Below are 9,280 nucleotides of genomic sequence, written 5' to 3'. Positions count from 1 at the left end.
CATTGTACCGGCCATTGTAGCACGTGTGCAGCCCAAGACATAAGGGGCATGATGACTTGACGTCGTCCCCACCTTCCTCCGAGTTGACCCCGGCAGTCTCCCGTGAGTCCCCATCACCCCGAAGGGCATGCTGGCAACACAGGACAAGGGTTGCGCTCGTTGCGGGACTTAACCCAACATCTCACGACACGAGCTGACGACAGCCATGCACCACCTGTCACCGGACTAAAAGGGGCTCTATCTCTAAAGCTTTCCCGGCGATGTCAAGCCTTGGTAAGGTTCTTCGCGTTGCGTCGAATTAAGCCACATGCTCCGCCTCTTGTGCGGGCCCCCGTCAATTCCTTTGAGTTTTAGCCTTGCGGCCGTACTCCCCAGGCGGGGAACTTAATGCGTTAGCTGCGGCACGGACGACGTGGAATGTCGCCCACACCTAGTTCCCAACGTTTACGGCGTGGACTACCAGGGTATCTAATCCTGTTCGCTCCCCACGCTTTCGCTCCTCAGCGTCAGTATCGGCCCAGAGATCCGCCTTCGCCACCGGTGTTCCTCCTGATATCTGCGCATTTCACCGCTACACCAGGAATTCCGATCTCCCCTACCGAACTCTAGCCTGCCCGTATCGAATGCAGACCCGGAGTTAAGCCCCGGGCTTTCACATCCGACGCGACAAGCCGCCTACGAGCTCTTTACGCCCAATAATTCCGGACAACGCTCGCACCCTACGTATTACCGCGGCTGCTGGCACGTAGTTAGCCGGTGCTTCTTCTGCAGGTACCGTCACTTGCGCTTCTTCCCTGCTGAAAGAGGTTTACAACCCGAAGGCCGTCATCCCTCACGCGGCGTCGCTGCATCAGGCTTTCGCCCATTGTGCAATATTCCCCACTGCTGCCTCCCGTAGGAGTCTGGGCCGTGTCTCAGTCCCAGTGTGGCCGGTCGCCCTCTCAGGCCGGCTACCCGTCGTCGCCTTGGTAGGCCATTACCCCACCAACAAGCTGATAGGCCGCGGGCTCATCCTGCACCGCCGGAGCTTTACACCAACCCCCATGCGGGGAAAGGTCATATCCGGTATTAGACCCCGTTTCCAGGGCTTGTCCCAGAGTGCAGGGCAGATTGCCCACGTGTTACTCACCCGTTCGCCACTAATCCACCCCGAAGGGCTTCATCGTTCGACTTGCATGTGTTAAGCACGCCGCCAGCGTTCGTCCTGAGCCAGGATCAAACTCTCCGTGAATGTCTCCGGGTCATCCCGGTGAACACCACGAGAGCGGCACAACCAGAAGGAATAATCCCGGTCGTGCACAACGTCCTCGCTATGTGTTTTTCTTCAAAGGAACCTCATCCACGAACCGGAAGAATCCGACCCGATGGACGGGGTATCAACATATTTGGCGTTGACTTTTAGCACGCTGTTGAGTTCTCAAGGAACGGAAGCTACCTTCGAGACCGTTTCACCGGCCGCTCCGGGCTTTCCCTTCGGTGTCCCACCAGCTTATCAGATCCTTTCGGGCCTGATTCCCGCTGGCGGGGCTTTGTCTTCCTGGCCTTGCGGCCTTTCCGACGAGTGAAACTCTAGCGGATCTTCGGCCGCTCGGTCTAATCGAGCGGTTTCGGGTTCCGCAGGGTTCCCGCATTTCGAAAACGCGCACGACAAAGCTTCGACAGCCTGTCGGGTGTGGTTTCGGAATGGTTGCCCGCGGGACGACCGGAACCGGTGCTACCGCTGGACAACTCGGAGAACACTACGGACGGGGTCCAGGGGTGTCAACTCGCGTCGGGATCGACCCGGCGCAGCACGCAGGAGAGCATCTCGCCGAGGGTGCCGAGCTGTTCGGAGTCGAGGTCCTGGAGCAGGTCGGCCTCGAATCCGGAGGCCATCCGCATGGCGTCCAGCCAGCGGCCCCGGCCGTCGGCGGTCAGCTCCACGATGACGCGGACCCGGTTGGACTCGTCGCGTTCGCGGGTCACCAGGCCCTCGGTGACCATGCGGTCGATGCGGTGGGTCATCGCGGCCGGCGTCAGGCCGAGGCGCTTGGCCAGCTCGCCGGGACCCAGTTGGTAGGGCCGGCCCACCATCACCAGCGCCCGCAGCACCTCCCACTCGGCGTTGCTGATGCCGAGTGCGGCGATCTGGCGGCCGTAGGCCACGTCCAGCCGGCGGTTGAGGCGGGACAGGGCGGAGACCACCTTCTCGATCCGGGGGTCCACCTCCGGGTATTCCCGCTGGTAGACGGCCAGCTGCTCATCGAGGTCGAGCTCGGCGGCCAAGCCCTGCGGGTCGTCACCTGAGGTCATGTGGCGAGTATCGCACGATATTGGTTCGCTCCTAAGTCTTCGAGTGTGTATATTTTAGCTTCGAAGTTTAGACGTGAACTCTTGAGGTTCGTACTCCGTGCGGCCTCCGACTGAGGTAGGTGAGTGTGACCACGGCCATGGGCGCCGCGCTGCGCCGGATACAGCTGGGGAACGCGCTGAGCGCGTTCGGCAACGGCTTCACGGTCCCGTTCCTGTTCGTCTACGTGGCGCAGGTACGGGGTCTGGGCTCGGGAACGGCGGGCGTGGTGCTGTCCGCGTTCGCGGTGAGCGCGTTGCTGGTGTTGCCGTTCACGGGTCGCAGCATCGACTCGCGCGGTCCGCTGCCGGTGGTCGTGGTGGGGTCACTGGTGTCGGCGGTGGGCTCGTTCGGGCTCGGGATGTCGTCGGACGCCGCCTTGGCCGTCGTGTCGTCGGCGGTGCTGGGCGCGGGGATCGCGGTGATCCAGCCGGCGCTGGCCACGCTGATCGTGTGGTGTTCCTCGCCGGCCACCCGTTCGCGGGCGTTCGCCTCGCAGTTCTTCCTGCAGAACCTGGGCCTGGGCATCGGCGGGCTCATCGGCGGCCTGATCGTCGACGTGTCGCGGCCGGCCACCTTCACCCGGCTGTTCGTCATCGAGGCGACGATGTTCGTGGTGCTGGCGGCCATCGTGGCGACCGTACGGCTGCCGCGGGTGCCGCGGATGGAGACGGCTCCCGGCGAGGCCGCTGCGGGCGGCTGGCGCGCGATGCTGGCGCACCGGTCGATGGTGCGGCTGTGCGTGCTGGGCGCGGTGATGTTCTTCGCGTGCTACGGGCAGTTCGAGTCGGGTCTGCCGGCGTTCGCCACCCAGGTCACCCACATCGCGCCGGCGACGCTGGGCGTGGCGCTGGCGGCGAACACCGCGGTCATCGTGGTCGCGCAGTTCCTGGTGCTGCGGCCGGTGGAGCGGCGGCGGCGCAGCCGGGTCATCGCGATGGTCGGCCTGGTGTGGGCGGCCGCGTGGGGCGCGGCGGGTCTCGCCGGTCTGGTTCACGGGCACCAGGCGTGGGCGACCGCGGCGATCATCTCCACGTACGCGCTGTTCGGCCTCGGCGAGTCGCTGCTGTCGCCGACCGTCTCGCCGCTCGTGGCCGACCTGGCCCCCAGCGGCCTGGTCGGGCAGTACAACGCGGCGTTCGCGCTGGTGAAGCAGCTGGCGCTGGCCGTCGGTCCGGCGGCCGGCGGTGCGATGGCGGCGGCCGGGCTGTACGGGATCTACATCCCGGCGCTGGTCGTCATCTCGCTGGGCGTCACGGTACTGGCGCTGCGGATGGGCCGCGGGCTCGGCACGGCCGAGGACCTGCCGGCGGTACGGCGGCCCGCGGTGCCGGCGCAGGAGCTGGCGTCGGTGTGACGCCTGACGCGGTGCGATGAACGGGGGCCGGCGTACCGGCCCCCGTTCTCCGTACGTATGGCACCGGTTTCCGTCATCCGTACGTATGCGCACCGTTTCCCGATGATCCGCACGTACTGGCACCGATTCCTGCTCATGCGTACGTACGCTGCCGGTCCCCGCCAACCGCACGTACACGTACCAGAGCCTGCCGGGCGGTGGCCGCGTTCGGTCAGCCCTGGGGGAGGACGAACTCGCACCAGACCGTCTTGCCGCCGCCGTGGGTGCGGCGTGATCCCCACGAGGAGGCGATCGTGGCGATGATGGCGATGCCGCGGCCGGCCTCGTCGACGGGTTCGGCGCGGCGGCGGCGCGGCAGGTGGTCGTCGCCGTCGGTGACCTCGACGATGAGGCGGCGGTCGGTGCGGCGCATCCGCAGCCGCATCGGCGGGGTGCCGTGCTGGAGGGAGTTGGCGACCAGTTCGCTGACGGCGAGGACGCCGAGGTCGCGCAGTTCGACGGGGAAGCGCCAGGAGGCCAGCACGCCGGTGGCGAAGGCGCGGGCGCGCGGGGCGGCCTCGATGCCGCCGAGCAGGTCGAGGGAGGCGTTGCGGAACAGCTCCTCCTGGCCGTCGGCGCGTTCGGGGTGCTGCAGGACGAGGACGGCGACGTCGTCGTCGTGGTCGTAGCTGATGCCGAGGGCGCGCAGCAGCCGGTCGCAGACCACCTGCGGGGAGCCGGTGGCGCCGGACAGCGCGGCCTCCAGGGCGGCGATGCCGTCGTCGATGTCGGCGTCCCGGCGCTCCACCAGGCCGTCGGTGTACAGCACGGCGGTGCAGCCGGGTTCCAGCGGTACGGAGCCGGAGGCGTGCAGCCAGCCGCCGGTGCCGAGCGGCGGGCCGATGGGGCCGTCGGCGCGTTCGACGCTGCCGTCCGGGTGGCGTACGACGATCGGGAGGTGTCCGGCGGACGCGTAGAGGAGTTTGCCCTCGCTGGGGTCGTGGACGGCGTAGACGCAGGTGGCGATCTGCATGCCGTCGATCTCGGCGGCGAGGCCGTCGAGCAGCTGGATGACCTCGTGCGGGGGCAGGTCGAGGCGGGCGTAGGCGCGTACCGCGGTACGCAGCTGGCCCATGACGGCGGCGGCGAGCACACCGCGGCCCATGACGTCGCCGATGACCAGGGCGGTGCGGCCGGCGCCGAGGGTGATGACGTCGTACCAGTCGCCGCCGACGGCCGCGTCGGTGCCGCCGGGCTGGTAGGTGGCGGCGACCCTCAGGTCGTCGGGCTGCTCCAGTTCCTGGGGCAGCAGGCTGCGCTGGAGGGTGACGGCGGCCTCGCGCTGGAGGCGTTCGCTGGCGCGCAGCCGTTCGGCGCTGCGGACCTGGTCGGTGACGTCGGCGGCGAAGACGACCACGCCGCCGTCGGCGGTGTTGCGCAGCGGGGCGCAGGTGAACGTGAAGTAGCCGTGCCGGGCGGTGTGCTGCGGGCCGCTGTCGGGGGTGGCCCAGGTGACCTTGCGGGCCTTGACGGTGCGCGGGCGGCCGCTGCGGAAGACCTGGTCCATCAGGGGGAGCAGGCCGAGGGAGGCGAGTTCGGGCAGCGCCTGGCGGGCGGGTTCGCCGGTGGCGTGGGAGCCGAAGACGTCCCGGTAGGCGTCGTTGACGTAGCCGGTGCGGTGCTGCCGGCCGTAGGTGACGGCGATGAGGGCCGGGACCTGGGCGAGCAGTTCGGGCACGGAGAGCTGTTCAAGGGCCTGGAGGGCGTCGTGCGGCTCCTCGTGCGGTTCGGGCGGGTCGGCACCGGCCGGTTCGGCGCCCCGGGCGGCAGGGACGGCTCCGGGGGCCGTGGCGGTCTTGGCCGTGCCGCGGCGCGGTGTTCCGGGGAGCCGGGCGCTCCAGCGCGTCAGATTCACTGAATCGGTTGCCTCGTACTGTGTCGTACCGGGGTGGCCGGCGTGGGTGGGGTGTCGCGGGTTCGCCGGGTGTGGCGGGGGTGTGGCTGTTCGGTGGTGCTCCCGCGTGGCCGGGTGGCCGGTGGAGGCCGGTGGGACGACCGGTTACGCAGAATGTATGCGGTTGTACGGATGTATGCCTTGCCCGAGGGGGGTATCACCACTCCTTCGTGGGAGCGTAGTTGGCGACAGGAGGCCGCGCCCAGCCCCGCGCCGGGCTCGCGCGAGGCCTTCACGCCCGGCGCGCGCGGGCGTACCGGGGGCGTGCCGGGGGCGGGCGGGGCGTCGTGCGGGGTGCGACGGCGGGCCGCTCCGGTCGGCCGGTACGTCACGTCGCGCGGGGTACCGGGCCGTGTCACTCCTGCGGCGGGTGGTCGCCGCGGGCGGCGGACTCGAACGCGGCGCGGGGGTTCTCCAGCGAGCCGAGGGCGGCCACCTCCCGTTTGACCAGCGCGGCGAGGGTCCAGTCGGCGACGACGCGCGCCTTGCGGTTGAACGTCGGGACCCGGCTGAGGTGGAAGGCGCGGTGCATCAGCCACGCCGGGTAGCCCTTGAGCTTGCGGCCGTAGAGGTGGGCGACGCCCTTGTGCAGTCCCAGGGAGGCCACCGAGCCGACGTACGCGTGCCGGTACTGCGCCTGCGGGGCGCCGCGCAGGCCGGCGACGAGGTTGTCGGCCAGCAGCTTGGCCTGGCGCACGGCGTGCTGGGCGTTGGGGGCGCAGGCGGTGGCGCCGTCGGGGTCGGCGGCGAGGTCGGGGACGGCGGCCGCGTCGCCGGCCGACCAGGCGTGCTCGGTGCCGTCGACCTGGAGGGTGGCGGTGACCTTGAGGCGGCCGGCGCCGGTGAGCGGCAGATCGGTGCCGGCCAGCAGCGGGTGCGGTTTGACGCCGGCGGTCCACACGACGGTGCGGGTGGGCAGCACGGTGCCGTCGTCGAGGACCGCGGTCTGCTTCTCGCAGCTGTCCAGCCGGGTGCCGAGGCGGACGTCGATGTTGCGGCCGCGCAGTTCGCGCACGACGTACTCGCTCATGGTGGCGCCGACCTCGGGCAGGATGCGGTCGGCCGCCTCGACCAGGATCCAGCGCATGTCGTCGGCGGTGATGTTGTGGACGTACCGCGTGGCGTAGCGGGCCATGTCCTCCAGCTCGGCCAGCGCGTTGACGCCGGCGAAGCCGCCGCCGACGAACAGGAACGTCAGGGCCGCCTCGCGGGTCTCCACGTCCCGGGTGGTGGAGGCAATGTCGAGCTGGTGCAGGACGTGGTTGCGCAGTCCGATGGCCTCCTCCATCGTCTTGAACCCGATGCCCGCCTCGGCCAGCCCCGGCACCGGCAGGGTGCGGGAGACGGAGCCGGGCACCAGGACGAGTTCGTCGTACGGCAGCTCGATGTCACCGCCGCCGCCGTACCGGGTGGCCAGGGTGGATGCGGTGACCGTGCGCCGGGCGTGGTCGACGCGGTGTGCCTCGCCGACGATCACCGTGCAGCGGTCCAGCAGGCTGCGCAGCGGCACCACGACGTGCGCGGCGGCGATCGAGCCGGCCGCGGCCTCGGCCAGGAACGGCTGGTACGTCATGTACGGGTCGGGCGTCAGGACGGTCACCTCCGCCTCGCCCGCCCGGAGTCTGCGTTGCAGGCGCAGGGCTGTGTACATGCCGACGTATCCGCCACCGACCACCAGAATCCGCACAGTCTCCTTCACCCTCCCATGACGCACCGGCAGCCTCACGTTTGTCCACAGGTAAGGCGGCGCCGGGCGCGGAAGTCGTCAGCCGGGCGCCGCTCGCGTTACCCGATCGGGTCGCCTCAGGCGGAACGCCCCCTTCATTTGTGACCGGGGGTCATCTATGTTCGTAACGCTATACGTCGCCGGTGCGCGTGGAGCGTGGCCGGTGGTCATGTGGGGTGGGGAGTCTCCGGGGGGAGACATGACACAGCCGGGGGACAGACATATGCATACCCAGAACGCACAGTGGGCGACGCCGGTCCGGGGCGAAGGCGTCCCGGACGGTGACGTGTCCGCGGGACGCGCGGCCGCGTCCGGCACGCTCGGGGCCGCGGCGCGCGGCGGGCAGCGGGTCGTGGTGCCGCTGCCCGAGGGGCGGGTGACCCCGTTGCGGGTCGACGCCCAGCGCAACCTGGAACACGTCCTGCGGGCGGCCCGTGAGGTCTTCGGCGAGCTGGGGTACGGCGCGCCGATGGAGGACGTCGCGCGCCGGGCCCGGGTCGGCGTCGGCACGGTGTACCGGCGTTTTCCCAGCAAGGACGTGCTGGTGCGGCGGATCGCCGAGGAGGAGACCGCGCGGCTGACCGAGCAGGCGCGGGCCGCGCTCGGGCAGGAGGAGGACCCCTGGGCGGCGCTGTCGCGCTTCCTGCGCACATCGGTGGCCTCCGGCGCCGGGCGGCTGCTGCCGCCGCAGGTGCTGCGGGTGCGCCCGGAGGCCGACCGCGGCGAGCTGCGGGTTCCGCAGCAGCGGGAGCCCGCGCCCCAGCTCAACGTGGCCCAGGGGGCCGCTGAGGGCTCCGGGGTGGCCACGCTGCTGTCGGTGGTCGGGCAGTTGGTCGAGCGGGCCCGCGAGGCGGGTGAACTGCGGGCGGACGTCTCGGTGGCCGACGTGCTGCTGGTGATCGCCACCGCGGCGCCGGCCCTGCCGGACCCCGCCCAGCAGGCGGCCGCGTCGGCACGGTTGCTGGAGATCCTGCTGGAGGGCCTGCGCCCCCGGGCGTGAGCCGCTCCCTGCGGGACGCCGCCCGCGCCTGTGCCTGCGGGCGTGGGCCGGCCTGCGGGCATGGGTCGGCACCCGGCGGTCCGTACGTCGGTCCGTACGTCGGTCCTGGCGCGGGTCCGTACGCGGTCCGCATCCGCACGTGGGTCCGGGGCCGTACGCGGGTGCGCATCCATACGTGGGTCCGCGCGCCTCGGCGGGCGCGGGTGCCGGCGTAGAACGGGTACGACGATCGGGCCGGGCGGCCCCGCCATACGTGCGGTGGGCCGCCCGGCCGCTTTCATGCGGTACACGTACGGATTTCGGCGGAACAGCGGGTATTCGTGCGGAGCAGGGTGCCGTTTCTCGCGGTGAACGCTGCCGTTCCCCTGCGGGGTGCCGGGCGGTGAGGCGGATGCCGACGTATACCGAGGAATCCGACGCGGGCCCAGGAAGCCGACGTACGCCGCGGAATCCGGTGAAGGCGGGGAAGCCGGTCCAGGACGCCGAAGAAGCCGACGTATGCCGAAGAAGCCGACGTGGGCCCGGGGCAGCCGTCGAGAGCCGGGGAATCCGTCTTCCCCGTACGGGTGAACTCGTGCGTGGAGTATCGAAATTGCCCCCGGAAGAGTGACTCAATCGCTTGTCGGGGTGGTGGATCACCGGGGCGTGCCACCCTTTGCCGGTGGCTAGCAGCATCGGTGTGTACAAGGGCTCCCGCGATGGCGGTTGACGGACAGGGCGGTACGGGCGGGACCGGGGAGGCCGCGGGTCCGGGCGGTCGTGGTGACCGGGACCGGATGTCGGGGCAGGGCGCGGCGGGGCAGGCCCGGGCGGGCGGGGAGACCCGGCCGGAGTTACCTGTGCGGCGCCCCGGCACGCACCGGCGGATGGACAACGCGCCGCAGGTCGCGCGGCCGGAGCGGTCCGGCCGTCCCGCTGGCGGGGAGCCGGCGGCG

General features: G+C 70.5%; 5 protein-coding genes and 1 rRNA gene. 2 read left to right on the top strand and 4 right to left on the bottom strand.

Going from position 1 to position 9,280, the window contains the following annotated elements; translation table 11 throughout:
* Positions 1 to 1,231 (bottom strand): 16S ribosomal RNA (locus POF43_RS05210); the annotation flags it as partial.
* A gap of 530 nt (positions 1,232 to 1,761) precedes the next feature.
* The gene (locus POF43_RS05205) at positions 1,762 to 2,292 is read right to left on the bottom strand and encodes a MarR family winged helix-turn-helix transcriptional regulator (protein WP_271317583.1); all 531 of its coding nucleotides are present in this window, start codon (positions 2,290 to 2,292) and stop codon (positions 1,762 to 1,764) included.
* A 125-nt stretch (positions 2,293 to 2,417) separates the two neighbouring features.
* Here POF43_RS05205 and POF43_RS05200 point away from each other — a divergent pair, with 125 nt between their 5' ends.
* Positions 2,418 to 3,686, top strand: a complete 1,269-nt coding sequence (locus tag POF43_RS05200; RefSeq protein WP_271325172.1) for an MFS transporter — start codon at positions 2,418 to 2,420, stop codon at positions 3,684 to 3,686.
* A 211-nt stretch (positions 3,687 to 3,897) separates the two neighbouring features.
* Here POF43_RS05200 and POF43_RS05195 read toward each other — a convergent pair whose 3' ends face one another.
* Entirely contained in the window at positions 3,898 to 5,580 is a 1,683-nt protein-coding gene (locus tag POF43_RS05195; protein ID WP_271317582.1) for an ATP-binding SpoIIE family protein phosphatase, read from the bottom strand.
* A gap of 394 nt (positions 5,581 to 5,974) precedes the next feature.
* Positions 5,975 to 7,318 carry an NAD(P)/FAD-dependent oxidoreductase gene (locus POF43_RS05190; RefSeq protein ID WP_271324312.1) on the bottom strand — a complete coding sequence of 448 codons (1,344 nt, stop codon included), beginning with the start codon at positions 7,316 to 7,318 and terminating at the stop codon, positions 5,975 to 5,977.
* A 250-nt stretch (positions 7,319 to 7,568) separates the two neighbouring features.
* Between POF43_RS05190 and POF43_RS05185 the strand changes: the two genes are divergently transcribed.
* A complete protein-coding gene (locus POF43_RS05185; protein ID WP_271318054.1) occupies positions 7,569 to 8,345 on the top strand; it encodes a TetR/AcrR family transcriptional regulator in 777 nt (258 codons plus the stop codon).
* Positions 8,346 to 9,280 lie beyond the last annotated feature (935 nt).

This window comes from Streptantibioticus silvisoli (assembly GCF_027947535.2).
In the GTDB taxonomy this organism is placed as follows: Bacteria; Actinomycetota; Actinomycetes; order Streptomycetales; family Streptomycetaceae; genus Streptantibioticus_C; species Streptantibioticus_C silvisoli.
This window is presented reverse-complemented; position numbering and strand designations above follow the sequence as displayed.

Excerpts from the sequence above, each read along its gene's own strand:
- POF43_RS05185 (WP_271318054.1), top strand. The coding sequence starts at position 7,569 with ATGCATACCCAGAACGCACAGTGGGCGACGCCGGTCCGGGGCGAAGGC.
- POF43_RS05205 (WP_271317583.1), bottom strand. The coding sequence starts at position 2,292 with ATGACCTCAGGTGACGACCCGCAGGGCTTGGCCGCCGAGCTCGACCTC.